The organism is Janthinobacterium sp. MP5059B, assembly GCF_001758645.1.
Taxonomy (GTDB): Bacteria; Pseudomonadota; Gammaproteobacteria; order Burkholderiales; family Burkholderiaceae_D; genus Janthinobacterium; species Janthinobacterium lividum.
In genome coordinates this window covers 818,086-839,473 of record NZ_LRHX01000016.1, presented here as the reverse complement: position 1 = coordinate 839,473, position 21,388 = coordinate 818,086, and the positions used below count along the sequence as shown (strand labels likewise).

The 21,388-nt window shown below is 64.7% G+C and carries 17 protein-coding genes; 12 read left to right on the top strand and 5 right to left on the bottom strand.

What is annotated here, in order from left to right:
- The first annotated feature begins 36 nt into the window (after window positions 1–36).
- Window positions 37–693 carry a hypothetical protein gene (locus JAB1_RS20820; RefSeq protein ID WP_034780353.1) on the top strand — a complete coding sequence of 219 codons (657 nt, stop codon included), beginning with the start codon at window positions 37–39 and terminating at the stop codon, window positions 691–693.
- Between the two features lie 51 nt (window positions 694–744).
- Here JAB1_RS20820 and argH read toward each other — a convergent pair whose 3' ends face one another.
- Entirely contained in the window at window positions 745–2,142 is a 1,398-nt protein-coding gene (argH, locus tag JAB1_RS20815) for an argininosuccinate lyase (protein WP_070281606.1), read from the bottom strand.
- Window positions 2,143–2,415: 273 nt separating this feature from the next.
- On the opposite strand from argH, the gene JAB1_RS20810 reads away from it, so the two are divergent.
- Together JAB1_RS20810 and JAB1_RS20805 are read left to right on the top strand one after the other, a co-directional pair.
- A complete protein-coding gene (locus JAB1_RS20810; RefSeq protein ID WP_070281605.1) occupies window positions 2,416–2,622 on the top strand; it encodes a hypothetical protein in 207 nt (68 codons plus the stop codon).
- 182 nt (window positions 2,623–2,804) lie between these two features.
- Window positions 2,805–3,230: a GNAT family N-acetyltransferase gene (locus JAB1_RS20805; RefSeq protein WP_070281604.1), complete on the top strand. Its 426-nt coding sequence runs from the start codon at window positions 2,805–2,807 to the stop codon at window positions 3,228–3,230.
- A 5-nt stretch (window positions 3,231–3,235) separates the two neighbouring features.
- Here JAB1_RS20805 and JAB1_RS20800 read toward each other — a convergent pair whose 3' ends face one another.
- Both JAB1_RS20800 and JAB1_RS20795 read right to left on the bottom strand, forming a co-directional pair.
- Window positions 3,236–4,624, bottom strand: a complete 1,389-nt coding sequence (locus JAB1_RS20800) for a YfcC family protein (protein ID WP_083299835.1) — start codon at window positions 4,622–4,624, stop codon at window positions 3,236–3,238.
- A gap of 18 nt (window positions 4,625–4,642) precedes the next feature.
- Complete coding sequence (locus JAB1_RS20795) at window positions 4,643–5,779, bottom strand: succinylglutamate desuccinylase/aspartoacylase family protein (protein WP_070281869.1); 1,137 nt, start codon at window positions 5,777–5,779, stop codon at window positions 4,643–4,645.
- A gap of 201 nt (window positions 5,780–5,980) precedes the next feature.
- On the opposite strand from JAB1_RS20795, the gene JAB1_RS20790 reads away from it, so the two are divergent.
- From JAB1_RS20790 to JAB1_RS20780, 3 genes are all read left to right on the top strand, one after another.
- The gene (locus tag JAB1_RS20790; RefSeq protein WP_070281602.1) at window positions 5,981–6,982 is read left to right on the top strand and encodes a MurR/RpiR family transcriptional regulator; all 1,002 of its coding nucleotides are present in this window, start codon (window positions 5,981–5,983) and stop codon (window positions 6,980–6,982) included.
- Window positions 6,983–7,013: 31 nt separating this feature from the next.
- Window positions 7,014–9,806 carry a TonB-dependent receptor gene (locus JAB1_RS20785; RefSeq protein ID WP_070281601.1) on the top strand — a complete coding sequence of 931 codons (2,793 nt, stop codon included), beginning with the start codon at window positions 7,014–7,016 and terminating at the stop codon, window positions 9,804–9,806.
- A 177-nt stretch (window positions 9,807–9,983) separates the two neighbouring features.
- On the top strand, window positions 9,984–11,237 hold the full coding sequence (locus tag JAB1_RS20780; protein ID WP_034780338.1) for a cyanophycinase: 1,254 nt from the start codon (window positions 9,984–9,986) through the stop codon (window positions 11,235–11,237).
- Between the two features lie 8 nt (window positions 11,238–11,245).
- On the opposite strand, the gene JAB1_RS20775 is transcribed toward JAB1_RS20780, so the two are convergent.
- Together JAB1_RS20775 and JAB1_RS20770 are read right to left on the bottom strand one after the other, a co-directional pair.
- Complete coding sequence (locus JAB1_RS20775) at window positions 11,246–12,430, bottom strand: DUF418 domain-containing protein (protein ID WP_070281868.1); 1,185 nt, start codon at window positions 12,428–12,430, stop codon at window positions 11,246–11,248.
- Between the two features lie 8 nt (window positions 12,431–12,438).
- Window positions 12,439–13,041, bottom strand: coding sequence for a TetR/AcrR family transcriptional regulator (locus tag JAB1_RS20770; RefSeq protein WP_070281600.1), 603 nt, complete (start codon window positions 13,039–13,041; stop codon window positions 12,439–12,441).
- 209 nt (window positions 13,042–13,250) lie between these two features.
- On the opposite strand from JAB1_RS20770, the gene JAB1_RS20765 reads away from it, so the two are divergent.
- From JAB1_RS20765 to rbbA, 6 genes are all read left to right on the top strand, one after another.
- Window positions 13,251–14,693, top strand: a complete 1,443-nt coding sequence (locus tag JAB1_RS20765; RefSeq protein ID WP_034780334.1) for an IgA Peptidase M64 — start codon at window positions 13,251–13,253, stop codon at window positions 14,691–14,693.
- 428 nt (window positions 14,694–15,121) lie between these two features.
- Window positions 15,122–15,307 carry a hypothetical protein gene (locus JAB1_RS29660; RefSeq protein WP_139144621.1) on the top strand — a complete coding sequence of 62 codons (186 nt, stop codon included), beginning with the start codon at window positions 15,122–15,124 and terminating at the stop codon, window positions 15,305–15,307.
- Entirely contained in the window at window positions 15,304–16,089 is a 786-nt protein-coding gene (gene fabI / locus JAB1_RS20760) for an enoyl-ACP reductase FabI (protein ID WP_070281599.1), read from the top strand. The genes JAB1_RS29660 and fabI overlap by 4 nt, the downstream gene beginning before the upstream one ends.
- 10 nt (window positions 16,090–16,099) lie before the next feature.
- Entirely contained in the window at window positions 16,100–17,548 is a 1,449-nt protein-coding gene (locus JAB1_RS20755) for an efflux transporter outer membrane subunit (protein ID WP_070281598.1), read from the top strand.
- 18 nt (window positions 17,549–17,566) lie between these two features.
- Entirely contained in the window at window positions 17,567–18,640 is a 1,074-nt protein-coding gene (locus JAB1_RS20750) for an HlyD family efflux transporter periplasmic adaptor subunit (protein WP_070281597.1), read from the top strand.
- A 2-nt stretch (window positions 18,641–18,642) separates the two neighbouring features.
- Window positions 18,643–21,387, top strand: a complete 2,745-nt coding sequence (rbbA, locus tag JAB1_RS20745) for a ribosome-associated ATPase/putative transporter RbbA (protein ID WP_070281596.1) — start codon at window positions 18,643–18,645, stop codon at window positions 21,385–21,387.
- Window position 21,388: the final 1 nt, after the last annotated feature.

Here is a 21,388-nt window from a genome sequence, read left to right as displayed (position 1 = left end):
CTGGTGCGTGCACCGGAATCACCGGCCCGACGAACTATGCTTTCGATAGCGACCAAAGTGGAACAGATCGTGATGGAATCGGCCTTTCTCAGCGAGGGATTGGGCCGCGGCTTGCTGAACCTGTCGGAACTGGCGCGCCAGCTGCAGCCGCAATTGCAGAGCGACTTATGGAAACCGGTGGGGCAGGCCGCCGTGGTGATGGCGCTGCGCCGCCTGGCCGAACGGATGCCGCAGCAGAAAAGCGGCGAAATCGTGCTGGCGCACCGCGCGGGAGAACTTTCCACGCGCAGTGAATTGATGATTTTTACCTACCGCTATTCCGACCAGACCTATGACTGCCAGCGCCAGTTGCTGGCGCTGGCCGCGCCCCAGCGCGGCACCTTCATCACGGTCACGCGCGGCGTCAACGAGGTGATGGTGATCTGCAGCCGCAGCCTGCACGCGCTGGTGGAAGAGGTCTTCGGCGGCGAGCAGGAACTGGCGCGCCTGGAGCGCGTGACGGCCGTGACCCTGCACCTGGCGCCCGAGACCTGCTATACGCCAGGCGTGTATCACGCCATCCTCAAGCGCCTGGCCTGGGAGCGCATCAATCTGATCAATATCATCTGCACCTACACGGAACTGACCTTGCTGCTGGAAGCGTCGCAGACGGGGGCCGCCTTTTCCGTGCTGTCGAAGATCGTCGCGCAATGAAAAACGCCCCGCTGCAGCGATGCAGCGGGGCGTTTGCGGGATGGACGCCGCTTATTTTTCCAGCTGCGTGCGCACGCGGGCAATCGCGGCGCGCACCTGGTTTGGCGCGGTGCCGCCCACGTGGTCGCGCGCGGCCACGGAGCCTTCCAGGGTCAGCACTTCAAACACGTCTTCGCCCGTCAGTGGCGAGAAGGCGCGCAACTGCTCCAGCGACAGGTCGGCCAGGTCGCAGCCCGCATCGACGCAGGCGCGCACGGCCAGGGCCACGGCTTCATGGGCGTCGCGGAACGGCAAGCCCTTCTTGACCAGGTAGTCGGCCAGGTCGGTCGCCGTGGCATAGCCCTGCAGGGCTGCCGCGCGCATCGCTTCCGGCTTCACCGTGATGCCGCCGGCCATGTCGGCGAAGATGCGCAGGGTGTCGATGACGGTGTCGACGGTGTCGAACAGCGGTTCCTTGTCTTCCTGGTTGTCCTTGTTGTAGGCCAGCGGCTGGCCTTTCATCAGGGTCAGCAGGCCGGTCAGGTGGCCGTACACGCGGCCCGTCTTGCCACGCGCCAGTTCCGGCACGTCCGGGTTTTTCTTTTGCGGCATGATCGACGAGCCGGTGCAGAAGCGGTCGGCGATGTCGATGAAACCGATGCGTGGGCTCATCCAGATCACCAGTTCTTCGGCCATGCGCGACACGTGCATCATCAGCACGGCGGAGGCGGCGCAAAATTCGATGGCGAAATCGCGGTCCGAGACGGCGTCGAGCGAGTTGTGGCACACGTCGTCAAAGCCCAGCGTTTTTGCCACGCGCAAGCGGTCGATGGGGAAGGTGGTGCCGGCCAGCGCGGCGGCGCCCAGCGGCAGGCGGTTGACGCGCTTGCGGCAGTCGGCCATGCGCTCGGCGTCGCGGCCGAACATTTCAACATACGCCAGCATGTGGTGGCCGAAGGTGATCGGCTGGGCCACCTGCATGTGGGTAAAGCCCGGCATGATGGTGTCGGCATGCTGCTCGGCCAGGTCCGTCAGCGCGCTGCGGAACGTCGCCAGCAGGGTGGTGATGTCGTCGATGGCGGAGCGCACGTACAGGCGGATGTCGGTCGCCACCTGGTCGTTGCGCGAACGGCCCGTGTGCAGGCGCTTGCCCGCGTCGCCTACCAGTTCGGTCAGGCGTTTTTCGATATTCAGGTGGACATCTTCCAGGTCCAGCAGCCATTCGAACTTGCCGGCGGCGATTTCCTGCGAGATTTGCGCCATGCCGCGCTGGATTTCCGCGTAATCGGCCGGGCTGATGATGGCTTGCGCATGCAGCATTTCCGCATGGGCCAGCGAACCTTCGATGTCGAACAGCGCCAGGCGCTTATCAAAAAATACAGAAGCTGTGTAGCGCTTGACGAGGTCCGAGACCGGTTCGGAAAACCGGGCCGACCAGGCTTCGCCCTTTTTGGAGAATTGATCAGTCATGAAAGAAGTCCTTTAGTGTACGGCGATTATAAACAAGGTTGGCCGGCGGTAGGGCTTTTAGGGCCTTGCAGGGCGCTGAAATGGCCAGGAATGGGGCTGGCAAGCCTCAAATGCCACGACGCGGGCACGTTGTGCGTTCCATCCGGGCTTTTTGTATTCTGTCCCGCGAATCGTGCGTTTGGTCGCAATCCGATGGCAGTTCAGGGGGGATCGGCCTACAGTTCAATCATCGCAGGACAAACAGCAACGCCCCTCAACCTCAAGGAAAATATCATGAACATCGCTAAAAACATGGAAGCCATCTTCGTCGCCATCATCGCCATCGCCGCTGCCACCAGCCTGGCCACCGCCGCCGTGCCGAAGTTCCGCGCCGCGCCAGCCGCTTCCGTGGCCTTCGTCGCCAGCGCCGATCAAGCCACCATGCACACCGTGTATGTCAGCGCCAAGCGCCTGAGCGCCGAAGAAAAAGCCGCCCTGTAAGCGCGGCCATGCCATGCACGCAGTATCGGTAACAGCAGTAGCAGCACCGTACCTCGCAGCACCTTGCAGTATCTCATCACGGGCAATTCGAACGGGCGGCGCCCCCGTTTCTCTCCCGCCCAGGTGACAGCAGCGCGCAAATCGCCGATGATCAGTTTTTTCCACGACAGGCGGACAGCGTGATGCCACACTTGAAGATCAGTAGCGACAAGGCGGAACTTGACGTTCCGGCCATTCACCATTTTCTCAGCACGCAATCGGCATGGGCCAGCGGCAGCGCACTGGCCACCGTACAGCGCGCGATCGACCATTCGCTATGCTTCGGCGGCACGCTGGACGGCCGTCAAGTGGCATTCGCCCGCGTGGTCAGCGACTACGCCACGTTTGCCTATCTGGTCGACGTGTATGTGCTGGAAGAGTGCCGCGGCCGCGGCTACAGCAAGCGCCTGATGGAGGCCGTGATGGCGCATCCCGACTTGCAGGGTCTGCGCCGTTTCATGCTGGCCACCAGCACGGCGCATGGCTTGTATGCGCGTCACGGCTTTACGGCGCCGCTCAGGCCGGAGACGCTGATGGAGCGGTATGTGCCGGACATTTACCGGCGCTGACTGGCTTACTGCCAGTGCATCAGGCAAGGGGGAATCAAGAGCAGCAGCGCCAGCACCAGGTAAATCAGCTGCAGCGGGATCATCCACTTGGCCCACGTAATCCAGGGCACGCGCGCCAGCGCCAGCACGCCGACAGTGATGCCGGACGTGGGGATCATCGGCGTGGTGAATTCGCCGAACTGGAAGGCCAGGATGGCCGTCTGGCGCGTCACGCCCACCAGGTCGGCCAGCGGTGCCATGATCGGCATGGTGAGAGCCGCCTGGCCGCTGCCCGAGTGGATGAAGAAGTTGATCACCGACTGCATGAAGAACATCTTTTGCGCGGCGAAGACGGGACTCGACGACGCCACCAGGGGCGTCAATGCGTGCAGCATGGTGTCGATGATCTGCGCGTCGCGTGCCAGGATCATGGTGCCGCGCGCCAGCGCGATGACCAGCGCCACGCTGACCATGTCGCGCGCGCCCTGCACGAACGACGCCACCAGGCTGTCCATGTCGAGCCGGCCGACCAGGCCGACGACGATGGCCATCACCAGGAACAGGGCGGCGATTTCATCGATGAACCAGTCGTACTTGACGACGCCGACGACCATCGTCAGCAGGGTTGCCATGAAAATCCACAGTACCGCGCGGTGCGTGCGCGTCATGCCGGCAAAGCTGTTCAGGTCCAATGTGTGCTCGCTGCGCTTTTCGATATCGAGCAGGTAGGTCGGGCTTTTTTCCGGATGGCGCTTGATGCGCGCCGCGTACCACATCAAGAACACGATGCTGACCGCCGTGGCGATGGCCCACACGATCAGGCGGTAGCCGATGCCGGAAAAGATCGGCACCCCGGCGATGCCCTGCGCGATGCCGACGTTGAACGGGTTCAGGAAGGCGGCGGAAAAGCCCACTTGCGAGCCGATGAAGGGAATCGACACTCCCGTGATGGTGTCATAGCCCAGGGCCAGGGCCAGCGGCACGAAGATCAGGATGAAGGGAATCGCTTCCTCGTTCATGCCGAAGGTGGCGCCGCCCAGCGAGAACATCGTGAAGAAGACGGGGATGATGGCGGCGCGCACGAAGCGCGAACTGGTATGTGCCTTGGCGATGGCCTTGATCAGCGAATCGAAGGCTTCCGTTTTTTGCAGCACGGCGAAGGCGCCGCCGACGATCAGCACGAAGCCGATGATCAGGCTGGCGTCGACGAAGCCCTTGATGGGCGCCATCATCAGCGCGGCGAGTCCCTGCGGCTTGTTGTCGACATAATGAAACGTGCCGGGGATGATCAGCTGCTTGCCGTTCACCAGCTGGGTATCGAATTTCCCGCCCGGCACCAGCCATGTCGCCAGGGCGATCATGGCCAGGATGCCGCACAGCAGGACGAAGGTATTGGGGAGCTTGAATTTTCTCATGGCGCTTTTTTGTGACATTTATTGGCTCAGCAGGCTGCCGCCGCGGAAGGCGACGGCGCCGGCGACCTTGCCGACGTTCATGCCCCGCAGGACGTGGCGGTGGGCGCTGCGCGCAAAAAAGACGCCGGCCACGGTGCAGCGCAAGGTTGTCGTCTCGCCGCTGACGGGGTCGATCAGGTCGGCCACGGCGTCGCCGGCGGCCAGCACGTCGCCCATTTCGCGCAGATACACCAGCACGCCATGATGCGGCGCAAGGATCGGTTCCACGCCGGCCAGCGGCGTCGGTTCGCATTGCGGCGCGGGCAGGTCGTCGCCGGCGCCGGCTATCTCCAGCACGCCCTCGATGGCGAGAAAGCGCAGCAGGGCGGTGGCGTCGCGCTCTGCCAGGGCGTAGCTCACTTCCACTTCGCCGCGCAACTCGACCGTGGTCGACAGGCAGGCGGCGGGAATCGGATAGCGCCCGCCGAAGTGCGCGCCGAGATCCCACCACAACCGGCTGCACGCTTCGTCGAATGGCTCTTCGCCAGCCGCCAGTTCCAGCAGCACGGCGCGCGCGCCCAAGAGAGCGGACAGGGGCGCGATCTGCGCCGCCAGCGGCGTGCCCGTGTAAAGGTGCAGGGCCGCCTCGTTATCGCAATGCAGGTCGAGCACGATGTCGGCGTCGATGGCCATGCCCAGCAGGGTTTTCTTCAAGGTCTCCGCATCCGTGCCCGGCCGCCAGGCGGCGACGGCCGCGCGCGCATGCTCGCGTATCAGCGCCACGTTGGCTTGCGCATCCTGTCCCAGCTGGCCATCGAGCGTGGTTTTCAATTCATCGGCCACGTGGCGGTAGGCGCGGTTGAAGTTGATGCCGGTGGTCAGGTCGAAGCGGCCGAACGGCGCGCCATGGATGGCTTGCGCCAGGCCGATCGGATTGGCGGCCGGCACCAGGATGATTTCTCCATGCACCTTGCCCGCCGCCTCCAGCGCCAGCAGTTCGCGGCGCAGGAATTGCGACACCAGCATGCCCGGCACTTCATCCGCATGCAGCGCCGCCTGGATGTAGACCTTCTTGCCGCTGCGGCTGGTGGCTGCCGCGGTGCCGAAGTGAAAGCTGCTCAATTGGCACGCTACGCTGGCGTGCGCGGTGGAGATGGGGTGCTGTTGTACTTGCATGGTGACTTCGCCCCAAAACGGGGCGCGGTTGATGGATTTCGGTCGATTATGTAGCAATATTTTCACGAAGTAAATCAATGAAAATCCTTTTACAAATATTTGTTGAGTTTTCTTTTTGATATGAGTACAGTAAGTTCCAGCGACCCGATTTCGCCTTCCGTCAGTGATCCGCAGTGCCCCAGAATACAGGCCGCCAGTGATATGAGAGCATCCGCCAATCCTGCACGCAGCAGTCCCCACACGCCACGGGCTGGCACGCTGGCGTCGCCCGATGCCGCGTTCGCGCAGTCTCCGCTGGGGCAGGCGCTGATGCACGTGCTGGCCGGCGGCTCGGCTTCGCAGCGGCAGATCGCCGACTACCTGCTGCGCAACCAGATGCGGGTGACGGCGCTGGGCATCGAGGAACTGGCCGACAGCTGCCAGGTATCGACGGCCACCATCAGCCGCTTCGCGCGCGACATCGGCCAGAAGAATTATTCGGCCATGCGCGGCGCCATGGCCGAAACCCTGCAATCGCTGTTGCAGCCAGTCGACAAATTGCGCCGCACGATAGAGCGCCGCGCGCGCACCACGTCGCCCATCACGGAAAGCCTGGAATATGCGGCCGCGAATATCGCCGCCACGTCCGCTGCCCTGTCGCCGCACGCCATGCAGGCCGTGGTGCGCCGCCTGACGCGCGCCAGGGTGGTGTATGTGATGGGTTTTGGCCTGTCGGCCAACCTGGCAGGCATGCTGGTGCAGCATCTGCAGCCATTTTGCCCGCATGTGGTGGAGGTGGTGGGCATCGGCGGCTCGGAAGTGGCGGCCGGCCATTTGGTCAACCTGACGGCGCACGACGTGCTGGTGGTGATCTCGTTTCCCCGCTACACGCTCGACTGCATCGGCCTGGCCAGCTTCGCGCGCGACCGCGGTGCCTGCATCGTGGCGCTTACCGATTCGCCCGCCTCACCCCTGGCCGAACTGGCCGATCACGCGCTGTATGCGCAAAGCACACACCCCGTCCTGCCCAGCAGCGCCAGCACGGCGCTGGCCATGATCGAGGCACTGGCCGTGGCGCTGATGGTGTCGAACAAGAAGAACGTTGAAAAAGCGGCCCGTCTGAGCGAAGTCATCGCCGCCTATCTGTACGGCGGCGAGCATGGCGTGCAGGGACCCCGGAAAACAGCTTCAAAGCAACGCAAGGCAGTCTCAAAGTCATTATAAAAATCAGGCATCATCATTGGGGAGAGTGGCAATGCACATGAAAAGACAGGATGGCGGCTCCTTGCCACGCGAGTCGGTGCTGGCGCAAGGCGTGCGACTGGCGCTGGGCGCCCTGAGCGTGTCGGCGGCGCTGGGCATGCTGGCCGGCGGCGCGCAGGCGCAGGAGCAGGTGCAGGACGGCGACGCCGCGCCGAAAAAAATGCAGCGCGTGGAAATCACGGGGTCGGCCATCAAGCGGCTGGAATCGGAGACGGCGCTGCCGGTGCAGATCATCACGCGCGCCGAGATCGAAAAGGCGGGCGTGACGACGGCGGCCGAGCTGATGGCGCGCGTGTCGGCCAACGTGGGAGGCCTGACGGACGGCGCCAGCATCAATATCGGCGGCGACCAGCGCGGCTTCAACAGCGCCAACCTGCGCGGCGTGGGCACGTCATCGACCCTGGTGCTGCTGAATGGCCGGCGCATGGCCAACTTTGCCTCGCCCGGCGACGATGCGGGCGTGGATCTGAATAATATTCCCGCTGCCGCCCTGCAGCGCGTGGAAGTGCTGCTCGATGGCGCTTCGGCCCTGTATGGCACGGACGCCATCGGCGGCGTGATCAATTTCATTACGCGCAAGGATTACCAGGGCGTGGAGCTGAACGTCTACGGCAGCCGCACCGATGAAGGCGGCGCCGGCAAGCGCACGGCCAGCATCACGGCCGGCACGGGCGACCTGGGCACGGATGGCTACAATATCTTCGCCGTGGTTGACCTGCAAAAAACCGACCGCCTCAGTTCCTCGCAACGCAAGTTCATTCCGAACCTGCAGGTTCCGCAGCGCCTGGGGCATTTGCTGTCGAGTTTTACCAGCCCGGCGAATATCCGCCTGTCGGGGGAGCAGCGCGACTATTTGCAGGAACAGGGCTTCCTGCTCAATGGCCAGCCGATCAGCGGCCGGCAGATCAATCCGTCGATCCCGAACTGTTCGCCGCCGGCCAATCTGTACCTGCCGGCGGGAACGGGCGGCGTCGATGCCTGTACCTACGATTACATGGGCGACACGGAGCTGTATCCGAAGACGGACAAGCAGAACCTGCTCACGCGCGGCGTACTGAAACTGAATAACGAGCACCAGCTGTACGCGGAAGTGGCGCTGAGCCGTTCGCGCAGCTATTACGTGGGCTCGTCGGCGCGCGTGATCGGCTATCTCGATTACAGCAAGGTGCCGCAGCTGGCCAATACCGGCCTCGATAGCATCGTCGACGAAGACGGCAATCCGACTGCGCGCGAACTGGAGCTGCGCATGCGGCTGAACGAGGCGGGCATGCGCACCAGCCAGTTGACCAGCGAGAGCCAGCGTGTCGTGGTGGGCGCCAGCGGCACGCTCGCCGGCTGGGATTACGACGTGGGCTTCAATCACAGCGTCAACGTCGTGAAGGACCGCGACACACATGGTTATGTCCTGTACGACAAGCTATTGGAAGGCATCGCCTCCGGCGACATCAATCCGTTTGGCCCATCGGGCGCGAAGGGCAAGGCGCTGCTCGACAGCATCCAGGTCAATGACGAAGTACGGCATGCGCGCGGCACCATGGATGCGCTCGACTTCAAGGCATCGCGCGCGCTGATGGCCCTGGGTGGCGGCGACATGGCGCTGGCCGTGGGCGGCGAAGTGCGCCGCGAGCGCACCGAGTTCCGTCCCTCGGCGTTGCTGATGAGCGACAACATCAACAACGACGCGGCGCCCGAAGGCGGCGTGGCCACCAGCGACAGCCGCATGGTGCAAGCCATCTACAGCGAATTGCTGCTGCCGTTTACCAAACAGTGGCAGGCGCAGTTGTCGGGGCGTTATGACCACTACCAGCAGGTGGGCGGCGCCCTCAGTCCGAAGATCGGGCTGACCTATATGCCCAGCAAGCAGGTGCTGCTGCGCGCTTCGGCAGGCAAGGGCTTCCGCGCGCCATCCATGTCCGACCTGCACCGGCCCACTGCCTACAGCAGTACGGCGACGCTGCCGGATCCAGTGTATTGCGCGAGCGAGAACAATGATTACTCCGTCTGCGCCGATAATTGGGATACGCGCCGCTACAGCAACGACAAGCTGAAACCGGAGCGCAGCCGCCAGTTCACGGCCGGCCTGGTGCTCGAGCCGAGCCGGCACTGGACCTTCAGTGCCGACTACTGGAACATCAAGCGCACGGACCTGATCAGCGAAATCGGCGACGACATCATCCTGGGCAACCTGGCCAAGTATGGCGACCTGGTGCACCGAGACGAAGACAATGAAATCGACTACATCGAGCTGCGCAAGGAAAACCGCGGCGCGCAAAAGGCGGCGGGTCTCGACATCACGGCCGACCTGCATGGCGTGCAAACGGCGTGGGGACGATTCGGCGCCCACCTGAGCGGCACCTACGTGCTCGATTCGAAAATCCAGACCAGCCCCGGCGACGTCTTTATCAGCAACCTCAATAAATTCGTCACGGAAGGCGTGGTACAGCGCTGGCGCCATACGATCACGCTCGACTGGGACAATGGCCCGTATTCGGCCAGCCTGTCGAACACGTATTCGAGCGGCTACGATGACCAGAACTCGGCCATCAACACGGATAACGGCAGTGTCGTCAAGCCGAATCGGGTGAAGGCGTACACGCTGTGGGACATGTCGGGCGCGTATGCCGTCAGCAAGCAGTTCAAGCTGCGCGCGGGCATACAGAATCTGTTCAATACCAGCCCGCCATATTCGAACCAGGCCTACTTTTTCCTGTCCGGCTATGACCCGACCTACACGGATCCGCGGGGCCGGCGCTTCTATGCGAGCGCCAATTACAGCTTCAAGTAAGCAGTTTTACATAGAAGCGTGGAGATACCGCAACAACGCCGTCATCTGCGGCGGGTAGCATCGTAGTGCGATGGCGCTGGGTTGCAAGCAGCAGTATTGCAAGCAGCAGTATTGGCAGCAAGGGCGCGTGCCTGCATCAACAGGCGTGCGCCACTTTTCTTGTATTTGAAAGGCACCATGAAATCATCCGCAAGCCTGTATCACACCTTCCGCGCCGCGCTGCTGTTCGCGCTGGCATTGTGCAGCGTCCATGCCGTGGCGGCGCCGGGTGGCAGTGCCATCGGCAGCGCGCCGCAGGGAACGCTCGTCATCATCGGCGGCGGCCTGCGCGCCGATAATGCCGAAGTCTGGCAGCGCATCGTCAAGTTGTCGGGCGGGCCAGGCGCGCGCATCGCCGTGCTGGCCTCGGCCGCGATGAACCCGGAAAAATCGGGCGAAAGCATCATCAAAAAGCTGAACCAATATGGCGCCGATGCCTTTTTCGTGCCGCTGGCCGTCAAGCTGCCGAACAGGGATTACCGCAAGGCCGCCGAGGACCCGGCCATCGTCACGCAGATCAAGTCGGCCAGCGGCATTTATTTTGCCGGCGGCGACCAGGGACGCATCACGCAAGCCTTGCTGCGCCCGGACGGCAGCCGCACTGCCGCGCTGGAAGCCATCTGGTCGGTCTACCGCAACGGCGGCGTGATCGCCGGTTCCAGCGCCGGCGCCGCCATCATGAGCACCACCATGTTCTACGACGCCAAGCCCGTGCTCGACATGCTCAAGATGGGCGTGACGGATGGCCGCGAGATCGCGCCTGGCCTGGGCTTCATCGGCAGCGATGTCTTCGTGGACCAGCATTTGCTGGTGCGCGGCCGTTTCGCCCGCATGATTCCCGTGATGCTGAAAAAAGGCTATCACCTGGGCCTGGGCATCGATGAAAACAGCGCCATGGTGGTCGACGCCATGCGCGACGTGGAAGTCATCGGCTACAGCGGCGCCTTGCTGATCGACCTGTCGGGCGCCATCAGCGACCGCGGCGTGAAAAATTTCAATATCAGCAATGCGGCCATCAGCTACCTGGACCGGGGCGACAAATTCAACCTCGTCACGCGCGTGTTTACGCCGTCGCCGGACAAGGCCGACAACAAGCTCGATCCGAACCAGCCCGACATGCGCGAACCCGTGTTCACCAACGATATCCTCGGCAATAACGCCGTGCTGGACCTGATGGGCAACCTGATCGACAACGCGCAGCAGGAAGCCATCGGCATCGCCTTCGGCAACCCGCGCGATCCGTATCCGGACCTGGGCTTTGAATTCCGCTTCAGTAAAACCGTCAACAGCGTCGGCTATAGCTCGACCGAGGCGGAAGCGTATTCGGTGCTGAAGCTGCGCCTCGATATCCGCCCCATCCAGTTGCGCCAGCCGCTGTACCGCTACAAGTAGGCGCCGCGCTACCGCCGCCAGCGCGGCCACGCGGCGATCGTCAAGGCCCTGAGCAGCCACTCGACGGGGCCATACGCGTGGCCGCGCAGCCACCAGCGGCTCAACGGCAACTGCACGCAAAAGATGATGAGCGCCAGCGCCAGGGCACCGAGCGGCGAGACGCTGCCCATCAGCCGCGCGCCATACGCGAGGAACAGCACGGCGCAGATGGCCGACTGCAGCAGGTAGTTCGACAGGGCCATGCGGCCCGTGTCGGCTAGCAGGGAAAACAGCGTGCCGTCGCGCAGGCGCTCGAACAGGGCCAGCGCCAGCGCCACATAAGCGCCAGCCAGCAGCGGCGCGCTTGCCAGGCCCACTGCCATTCCCGCCACCTGCCATGCCTGGCTTTGCGCATACACGGAGGTCCACGCATAGAAGGCGGCGCCGGGCAGTCCCGCCAGCGCGCCCGCCCACAGCAGGCGGCGGCACAGCGGCAGATAATCGCTGGCGTGCAGCAGCATCTCGCGCTTGCCGGCGGCCAGGCCGCACAGGAACATGGCCAGCGCGCACGGTGCCTGCACCAGCAGCAGGACGATCCAGATTTCACGCAGTTCGCGCAGGTGCTGCTTGACGACGGCGGCCGGCGTGGCGTGGTAGGCGGCCAGCGCGCTTGCCGCCTTTTGCGCCATCGCCACGGCGTTGTCCGCGACGTCGCCCGCCGGTTGCAGGCTTTGCAGCCACGCCATGCCTGCCCAGAATGCCACGCAGACGGTGACGAGGATGCCGGCCAGAGTGAGTGCCTGGCGTTCGCTGCAGCGGTGCAGCGCCAGCAGCACGATGCCCAGCGCGGCGTAGGTGGTGAGTATGTCGCCATGAAACAGGAACACGGCATGCAGGGCGCCGATCAGCCACAGGCCCGCTTGCCGGCGCAGCATGCGCGGCACGAACGGCGCATCGGCGTGCACCGCCGCCTGCATCTGCAAGGTGAAGCTGTAGCCGAACAGGAAGGAAAACAGCAGGTAGAACTTGGTCTCGAACAGCAAGGCGACGAGAAAGTGCGTGGCGCGGTCCACGCCGCCGTGAAAGGCTGGATCGGTCAAGCCCAGGCCGAACCAGGGCGTGGCGAAGGCGCCGATATTGACGACCAAAATACCGAACAGGGCGCAGCCGCGCAGGGCGTCGACGTCGGCGATGCGCGCGGACGGGGTTTTCATGGCGCCGCTCATGCCAGGGCAGGGCGCAGGAAGCGCGCCAATAACAGGTGCAGGCTGGCCCGCTGCGCCAGCGGGGCGTATTGGGGATCGACGGCTACCCGGTTGAAGATGCCGTCGATCAGCGCGGCGATCCAGCTGGCCGTCTGCGCGGCGTCCAGCGCGGCGTCGACCTGGCCCGCTGCGGCCGCCTCTTCCAGCAAGGTTTGCAGGCCGCGGCGCAGGGTAGCGTCGTTGCGCGCCACCCTGGCCGCGATATCCGTGTCGCGCATCGCCTCGGCGGAAATGTCCAGCGCCAGCCCCGCAAAGTCGCCATCGGCCGCCAGCGCCAGCACCAGGTCCATGAAATCGAGCAGGGCGCCGTAGGCATCGGCGCTGCCCTGCACGCCGGCGAAGTAGGCCGCCGTCTCGCTGCCTTCCTGGTCGACGATGGCGGCGATGATGGCTTGCTTGGTGGGGAAATAATGAAACAGGTTGCCGGGGCTCATGCCCGCTTGCGCGCAGATGGCGGCGGTGCTGGTCTGGTGAAAGCCCTTGCGCGCAAAGCAGCTGCGCGCGGCGGCGAGAATGGCGTCGCGGCGGGCCGCGTGTTTGCCGGGATCGATGGTGCGCATGGTTCTGTCCTTTTATAAATCGACTAGTCGATCTAATATAAGGCGATTGCATCGCCTGGTCAAGCGCATCGGCTGAAATGGGCGCTTTGCACGCTCTCTTCCTGTCGCTACAATGTGCCGCAGCGGTTTTTCCCGCGCCTGCCGGCAGGCCCGCCGATTGTTTGGAAAACCGATCCCTTCACCTGTTTTTCTACCGTTTTAGGAATGACATGCAGCAGACCCCGATTCGATCCTTCCTCTGCGCGCTGGCGCTGGCCGCCGGCATCGTCCCTGCCGCGCAGGCGGACAACGCGCCGCTGCCGGCCACCATGCGCCTCGATTATCAGCACAGCGGCAATGCCCTGGGCGAGCATTATGCGGTCGAGCGCGTGCTGGTCGAGCCCCTGCCATGGCCGGGCAACCTGGCGCGTCCCATCGATGACAGCAACCGCGGCAACAACCTGCTGGAAGTGGTCGACATCAAGTCGGGCAAGGTGCTGTACTCGCGCGGTTTTTCCACCATCTTCGGCGAATGGGCCAGCACGGATGAAGCGAAAACCACCACGCGCGCCTTCCAGGAATCCGTGCGCTTCCCGCAGCCCGAGCACCCCGTGCGCGTGCGCATCCTCAAGCGCGACGAGCGCGGCCTGTTTTCCATCGTGTGGAGCACCGATGTCGACCCGGCGGCGCAGGACGTGATCCGCAAGCAGCCGCCGGCGCCCGTCAAGCCTATCCCGATCCGCATCAGTGGCCCCTCGTCCGGCAAGGTTGACCTGCTGATCATGGGCGATGGCTATACGGCCGCCGAAATGGGCAAGTTCGAAGCGACGGCGCGCAAATTGGCCGAGCACCTGTTTACCGTCTCGCCATTTCGCGAGCGGGCCAATGACTTCAATGTGTGGGCCATGGCCGCGCCGACGCAGGAATCGGGCGTGTCGCGTCCATCGACGGGCGTGCATCACGCCTCGCCGCTGGGCACGCGCTACGACATCTTCGGTAGCGAGCGCTATGTGCTGACGACGGACAACCGCGCGCTGCGCGACCTGGCGCAATATGCGCCGTATGAATTCATCGAAATCCTCGTGAATAACGATACCTACGGCGGCGGCGGCATCTTCGGCCAGTTCAGCACGGCGGCAGCGAACAGCGACTGGGCCAATTACCTGTTCGTGCATGAATTCGGCCACCATTTCGCCGGCCTGGCCGACGAGTACTACACCTCGCCCGTGGCCTACCAATCGAATGGCGAGCGCCAGGAGCCGTGGGAGCCGAACGCCACCGCGCTGCGCGATCCGGCCAGGCTGAAATGGAAGAACCACGTCAAGGCCGGCACGCCGCTGCCGACGCCCTGGCCGAAGGAAGCATACGACAGCCATGCGCGCGAATACCAGAAGCAGCGCGCGGCCCTGCGCGCGGCCAACCGTCCTGAAAGCGAGATGAGCGACCTGTTCAAGGCCGACCTGGCGTACACGCAGCAGTTGTTCTCGAAAGCGCCGCAGCGCCATGCGGTGGGCGCCTTCGAGGGCGCGAACTACGAGTCGTCCGGCTACTACCGACCGGAGATGCAGTGCATCATGTTCGACCGCAGCGAGACGTTCTGCTCCGTATGCCAGGATGGCATCAGCACCATCATCGACCTGTATTCGCGTCCCGCACCGGCGCCGGAAAAATAAGACCGTTCAAGTCTGTCCTGTAATGCATGGCGGGCCATGTTGCAACGCAATAGCATGGCCCCCTTTCTGCCTCGTCCCGCCGCCTGCCTTCCACCACTGCCCAGATCCGCTTGTTTTTCAGGCAATATGCATCTGTGCCCGCATGCCGTCTTTTCTTCCCGTCAGCCCGGTAGTATTATCAAATACATACGCTCGCACGCTTGCCTGAAAAATATTTCATTTAGATAATATTGCGGTAAAATTTGATTTACATCAATGTTGCATTGCCGCAATCGCACTTATAGTTGACCTAGCTCAAAACGATAAGCATGTGGACCGGACTCATCGCGAATCACGTATCTAAATGCTGTAGAGTAATTTTCGCCCTGTACCAGTTCCCCGAGAATGCACTGGTGCCGGCCTCGAATTTCAGTGACGGAAGCCGATTCATGAAGATGCAGACCCCCGCGCCTGGCGCGTGCAGTACCTTACACCCCCACACTCCGATAGCCTTGCCGTATGCGCGCGCCGGTGGCGTCACCCTGGCCATGTGCGCCGCCGCCATGCGTGCCGGCGCGGTGCGCTGCGTGCATGCGGCCACGCCGTGGCCCGCCCTGCGTCCAGTCCAGGCATGACGGCCGCCTTGCCGCAGCACTTGCCTTTGCAGGGCAAGCGGGGCCTGGTGGTGGGCATCGCCAATGGGCAAAGCATCGCCTGGGGTTGCGCCAGCGCACTGCGCGCGGCCGGCGCCGAACTGGCCGTCACCTGGCTCAATGACAAGGCCAGGCCGCACGTGGAGCCGCTGGCGCAGCAAGTGCAGGCGGCCATCATGGCGCCGCTCGACGTGGCCGTGCCGGGCCAGCTCGAAGCGCTGTTCGCGCAGATCGAACGGCAGTGGGGGCGGCTCGATTTCGTCGTCCATTCCATCGCCTACGCGCCGAAGCAGGACTTGCATGGCCGCGTGACAGACAGTTCCGCCGACGGCTTTGCGCAGGCGATGGATGTCTCCTGCCACTCCTTCATGCGCATGGCGAAACTGGCCGAACCGCTGATGCCGGACGGCGGCAGCCTGATGACCATGAGCTATTTGGGCGCCGAAGAAGTCATCGCCGACTATGGCCTGATGGGTCCCGTGAAGGCGGCGCTGGAAGCGTCGGTGCGCTACCTGGCCGCCGAACTGGGGCCGCAAGGCATCCGCGTCAACGCCATTTCGCCCGGCCCCCTGGAGACGCGGGCCGCTTCCGGCATTGCCCATTTCGACCGCCTGATGGCTGACGCCATCGAACGCTCACCCATGCGCCGCCTGGCCACCATCGAGGACGTGGGCGCGCTGTGCGCCTTCCTCGCCGGCGACGGCGCGCGCGCCATCACGGGCGGCACCCTGTATGTCGATGGCGGCTACAACATTCTGAATTGACTGGAAGATGATGACCATGGCTGTTTCTACTTTGCCCAACCGCGCCAGGATGGCCGCGCTGGCCACCATGCTGGCCCTGGCCGGCTGCGCCTCGATGGCGCCGCCGTACGCGCCACCGCCTCTGCCGGTGGCGGCGCAATATCCGGAAACCGATCCGGCCGGCGCGCACGCCCCCGACGTCGCCTGGCAAGCCTACTTTGCCGACCCCCGCCTGCAGGCGCTGATTGCGCAGGCGCTGGCCAGCAACCGTGACATCCGCATCGCCGCCCTGCGCGTGGAAGAGGCGCGCGCCGCATATGGCATCCAGCGTGCCGAACAATTTCCCACCATTGCGCTGGGCGCCTCCGGCAGCCGCGCGCGCGTGCCAGGTGACCTGAGCGTGACGGGCCGCCCCATGACGAGCGCGCAGTACCAGGCGGGCTTGAACGTGAGTGCCTGGGAGCTCGATTTCTGGGGCCGCGTGCGCAGCCTGAAGGACAGCGCGCTGCAAACCTTGCTGGCCAGCGACGAGGCGCGCCGCGCCGTCGGCGTGGCCCTGGTGGCGCAGGTGGCGAATGGCTACCTGGGCTTGCGTGAACTCGATGAACGGGTGGAACTGGCGCGCGCCACGGTCGACAGCCGCGCCGAATCGCTGCGCATCTTCACGCGCCGCTTCGAGGTGGGGTCGATTTCCAAGCTGGACCTGACGCAGGTGGAAACCCTGCTCAGTCAGGCCTTGTCGCTATCGGCCCAGCTGGAACAGGCGCGCGCCGTGCAGGCGCACGCGCTGGCCCAACTGGTGGGCGGCCCCGTCGAGCTGACGCCGGTGGCTGGCGAGGTGCGCCGCTTCGACGACGCCAGCGTGCTGCAGCCGCTGCATGCGGGCCTGTCCTCGGCTTTGCTCACGCAGCGTCCCGACCTGATGGCGGCGGAACACCAGCTGCGCGCCGCGCAGGCCAATATCGGTGCCGCGCGCGCCGCCTTCTTCCCGACGATTTCGCTGACGGCGGCTTACGGCACGGCCAGCGCGGAATTGAGCGGCTTGTTCGATTCGGGCAGCGGCGCGTGGAATTTCGCGCCGCGCCTGGTGTTGCCGATCTTTGACGCGGGCCGCATCCGCGCCAATATGGACCTGGCCGAAGTGCGCCGCGACGTGGCCGTGGCCAATTATGAAAAGAGCGTGCAGGGCGCCTTCCGCGAAGTGGCCGACGCGCTGTCGAACCGGCGCTGGCTGGCGCTGCAGGTCGACATCGGCAAGACGACTTTGGCCGCGCAGAGCGAACGGGCGCGCCTGGCCAAGCTGCGCTACGACAATGGCGCAGCCCCCTACCTGGAAGTGCTCGATGCACAGCGCGACTTGCTGACGGTCGAGCAGCAACTGGTGCAGACGCGCCGCGCGCTGCTGTCCAGTCAAGTCAGCCTGTATGCGGCGCTGGGCGGTGGCGCGCCAGCCACTTCCGCCGCCGCTTCCACCCACTAATTTGATCGCCCCGATACCATGACTCCACAACTGAAGAAAAAACTCATCCCCGCGGCGCTGGTCGTGGCCGTTCTCGTGCTGGGCTATGTGGCCTGGCAAAAAATGCGTCCCACGGGCCCTGGCGAAGGCTTTGTCAGCGGCAATGGCCGCATCGAAGCGACGGAAATCGACGTCGCCACCAAGCTGGCGGGAAGGGTCAAGGAGATCCTCGTGCGCGAGGGCGACTTCGTCAAGGCGGGCCAGTCGCTGGCCACCATGCAGGTCGATTCGCTGACGGCCCAGCGCGACGAGGCGCGCGCGCGCCAGCAGCAGGCGTCCGACGCCGTGGTCGGCGCGCAGGCGCAAGTGGCCGTGCGCGAGAGCGACAAGGCCGCCGCGCTGGCCATCGTGGCGCAGCGCGAAAGCGAACTCGATGCGGCGCGCCGCCGTCTGGCCCGTTCCGAAACCCTGTCGAAAGAGGGCGCTTCCTCGGTGCAGGAACTCGACGACGACCGCGCCCGCGTGCGCAGCGTGGCCGCCGCCCTGAATGCGGCCAAGGCGCAGGTGACGGCGGCGCAGGCGGCCATCGACGCGGCCAGGGCGCAGGTGGTCGGTTCGCGCTCCGCCGTCGTCGCCGCCGAGGCGACCACGGCGCGCATCGATTCCGACCTGGCCGATGGCCAGCTGACGGCGCCGCGCGACGGCCGCGTGCAATACCTGGTGGCGCAGCAGGGCGAAGTGCTGGCGGGTGGCGGCAAGGTGCTCAACCTGGTCGACCTGTCGGACGTCTACATGACCTTCTTCCTGCCCGAGACGGCGGCCGGCAAGGTGGCCATGGGCGGCGAAGTGCGCATCATCCTCGACGCGGCGCCCAACTACGTGATTCCGGCAACGATCTCGTTTGTCGCCGCCAGCGCGCAGTTCACGCCGAAGACGGTGGAAACGGCCAGCGAGCGCCAGAAACTGATGTTCCGCGTGAAAGCGCAGATCAGCCGCGAGCTGCTGCAAAAGCACCTGGCGCTGGTGAAAGTGGGCTTGCCCGGCGTGGCCTGGGTGCGTCTCGATGCGAAGCAGGCATGGCCCGCTGAACTGACGGCGAAGGTCCCGCAGTGACCATGGACGTGAACAATTTCGTCGTCAGCATCCGGGGCGTCAGCCAGCATTACGGCAAGACGGTGGCGCTCGACGGCATCGACCTCGATGTGCCGGCCGGCTGCATGGTGGGCCTGATCGGGCCCGATGGCGTGGGCAAATCGAGCCTGCTGTCGCTGGTGGCCGGCGCGCGTGCCGTGCAGCAGGGCAGCGTCATGGCGCTGGGCGGCGACATGCGCGATGCGCGCCACCGCGACGACGTCTGCCCGCGTATCGCCTACATGCCGCAAGGCCTGGGCAAGAATCTGTACCCGACCCTGTCGGTCGAGGAAAACCTGCAGTTTTTCGCGCGCCTGTTCGGCCACGACGCGGCGGAACGCCGCCGCCGCATCGACCAGCTGACCCGCAGCACGGGCTTGCAGCCCTTCCTGACGCGTCCGGCGGGCAAGCTGTCGGGCGGCATGAAGCAGAAGCTGGGCCTGTGCTGTGCGCTGATCCACGATCCCGACCTGCTCATTCTCGATGAGCCCACCACCGGCGTCGATCCACTGGCGCGGGCCCAGTTCTGGGACTTGATCGCCGGCATCCGCGTGCAGCGCCCGCAAATGAGCGTGATGGTGGCCACCGCCTACATGGACGAGGCGCAGCGCTTCGATTGGCTCGTCGCCATGGACGACGGCAAGGTGCTCGACACGGGCACGCCGGCCGAGCTGCTGGCGCGCACGGACAGCAGCAATCTGGAAGCGGCCTTCATCAAACTGCTGCCGGAAGCCAAGCGCGCGGGCCACCAGCCCGTGGTCATCACGCCTCTGGACGCTGCCAGCGCGCAGGACGTGGCCATCGAGGCGCAAGACCTGACCATGCGCTTTGGCGATTTTACGGCTGTCGACCATGTGAATTTCCGCATCGGCCGCGGCGAGATCTTTGGTTTTCTCGGCTCGAACGGCTGCGGCAAGTCGACCACCATGAAGATGCTCACGGGCCTGCTGCCGGCCACCGAAGGCAAGGCCTGGCTGTTCGGCAAGGAGGTCGACTCCAGCGATATCGACACGCGCCGCAGGGTCGGCTACATGTCGCAGGCATTCTCTCTGTACAGCGAGCTGACGGTGCGCCAGAATCTGGTGCTGCATGCGCGCCTGTTCCACGTGCCCGACGGCGAAATAGGGGCGCGCATCGACGAAATGGCGCAGCGCTTCGACTTGCGCGCGGTGATGGACGACTTGCCCGACAGCCTGCCGCTGGGCATACGCCAGCGCCTGTCGCTGGCCGTGGCCATGGTGCACAAGCCGGAAATGCTGATCCTCGACGAACCGACGTCCGGCGTCGATCCGATTGCGCGCGACAATTTCTGGCGCCTGATGATCGAGCTGGCGCGGCGCGACCGCGTCACCATTTTCATTTCCACCCACTTCATGAACGAGGCCGAGCGCTGCGACCGCATCTCGCTGATGCATGCCGGTAAAGTGCTGGTCAGCGATGCGCCGGCCGAACTGGTGCGCAAGAAGGGCGCGCCGTCGCTGGAAGCGGCTTTCATCGCTTACCTGGAAGAGGCGGGCGGCGGCACGGCGCCGGCGGAGCAGGAAAGCGAGGTGCCCGCGCAGAAGGCTGAAGTGGCCGCACCGCGGCAGGAACACCGGCGCAGCCGTTTCAGCCTGAGCCGCATGCTCAGCTACATGTGGCGCGAGACACTGGAACTGCGGCGCGACCCCGTGCGCCTGACCCTGGCGCTGGGCGGCTCCGTGTTGCTGCTGTTCGTCATCGGCTTCGGCATCAGCCTGGACGTCGAAGACCTCAGTTACGCCGTGCTTGACCACGACCAGACCACCCTGAGCCAGAATTACACGAACAACCTGGCCGGTTCGCGCTACTTCGTCGAACGTCCGCCTCTGCGCGACTATGCCGATATCGACAAGCGCATGCGCAGCGGCGAGTTGTCGCTGGCCATCGAGATTCCGCCCGGCTTCGCGCGCGACGTGCAGCGCGGCGCACCGGCACAGGTGGGCGCGTGGATCGACGGTGCCATGCCGATGCGCGCCGAAACCGTGCAGGGCTACGTGCAGGGCATGCACCAGCTGTGGCTGGCCGACCAGGCCTTGCACCGCTATGGCATCACGATGAACAATCCGGTTGCCATCCAGACGCGCTACCGCTACAACCCGGACGTGAAAAGCCTGCCGGCCATGGTGCCGGCCGTGATTCCCCTGCTGCTGCTGATGCTGCCGGCCATGCTGGCGGCGCTGTCCGTGGTGCGCGAAAAGGAACTGGGCTCCATCATCAACCTGTACGTGACGCCCGTGACGCGCCTGGAATTCTTGCTCGGCAAGCAAGTGCCGTACGTCGTGCTGGCCATGTTCAACTTCGTCCTCATGGCGCTGCTGGCCGTCACCGCCTTTGGCGTGCCGATCAAGGGCAGCTTGCCGACCCTGATCGGCGCCACCTTCATCTTCAATATCTGCGCCACCGGCATCGGCCTGTTCGCCTCGACGTTTACGCGCAGCCAGATCGCGGCCCTGTTCGTGACCATGATCGGCACCATGATCCCGGCCATCCAGTTTTCCGGCCTGCTCAATCCCGTCTCGTCGATGGAAGGCGTGGGCAAGGCCATCGGCCTGATGTACCCGGCCACTCACATGCTCAATATCAGCCGGGGCGTGTTCAACAAGGCGCTGGGCTTTGGCGACCTGCACGCCTCGTTCTGGCCCCTGATCGTCGCCATTCCCGTGATCCTCGGCGTGACGGTGGCGCTGCTGAAGAAACAGGAGAGCTGAT

Bases quoted from the DNA above. Each gene is read 5' to 3' on its own strand.
- JAB1_RS20820 (WP_034780353.1), top strand. From the start codon at position 37: ATGCTTTCGATAGCGACCAAAGTGGAACAGATCGTGATGGAATCGGCC.
- argH (WP_070281606.1), bottom strand. From the start codon at position 2,142: ATGACTGATCAATTCTCCAAAAAGGGCGAAGCCTGGTCGGCCCGGTTT.
- JAB1_RS20810 (WP_070281605.1), top strand. From the start codon at position 2,416: ATGAACATCGCTAAAAACATGGAAGCCATCTTCGTCGCCATCATCGCC.
- JAB1_RS20805 (WP_070281604.1), top strand. From the start codon at position 2,805: ATGCCACACTTGAAGATCAGTAGCGACAAGGCGGAACTTGACGTTCCG.
- JAB1_RS20800 (WP_083299835.1), bottom strand. From the start codon at position 4,624: ATGAGAAAATTCAAGCTCCCCAATACCTTCGTCCTGCTGTGCGGCATC.
- JAB1_RS20795 (WP_070281869.1), bottom strand. From the start codon at position 5,779: ATGCAAGTACAACAGCACCCCATCTCCACCGCGCACGCCAGCGTAGCG.
- JAB1_RS20790 (WP_070281602.1), top strand. From the start codon at position 5,981: ATGAGAGCATCCGCCAATCCTGCACGCAGCAGTCCCCACACGCCACGG.
- JAB1_RS20785 (WP_070281601.1), top strand. From the start codon at position 7,014: ATGCACATGAAAAGACAGGATGGCGGCTCCTTGCCACGCGAGTCGGTG.
- JAB1_RS20780 (WP_034780338.1), top strand. From the start codon at position 9,984: ATGAAATCATCCGCAAGCCTGTATCACACCTTCCGCGCCGCGCTGCTG.
- JAB1_RS20775 (WP_070281868.1), bottom strand. From the start codon at position 12,430: ATGAAAACCCCGTCCGCGCGCATCGCCGACGTCGACGCCCTGCGCGGC.
- JAB1_RS20770 (WP_070281600.1), bottom strand. From the start codon at position 13,041: ATGCGCACCATCGATCCCGGCAAACACGCGGCCCGCCGCGACGCCATT.
- JAB1_RS20765 (WP_034780334.1), top strand. From the start codon at position 13,251: ATGCAGCAGACCCCGATTCGATCCTTCCTCTGCGCGCTGGCGCTGGCC.
- JAB1_RS29660 (WP_139144621.1), top strand. From the start codon at position 15,122: ATGAAGATGCAGACCCCCGCGCCTGGCGCGTGCAGTACCTTACACCCC.
- fabI (WP_070281599.1), top strand. From the start codon at position 15,304: ATGACGGCCGCCTTGCCGCAGCACTTGCCTTTGCAGGGCAAGCGGGGC.
- JAB1_RS20755 (WP_070281598.1), top strand. From the start codon at position 16,100: ATGACCATGGCTGTTTCTACTTTGCCCAACCGCGCCAGGATGGCCGCG.
- JAB1_RS20750 (WP_070281597.1), top strand. From the start codon at position 17,567: ATGACTCCACAACTGAAGAAAAAACTCATCCCCGCGGCGCTGGTCGTG.
- rbbA (WP_070281596.1), top strand. From the start codon at position 18,643: ATGGACGTGAACAATTTCGTCGTCAGCATCCGGGGCGTCAGCCAGCAT.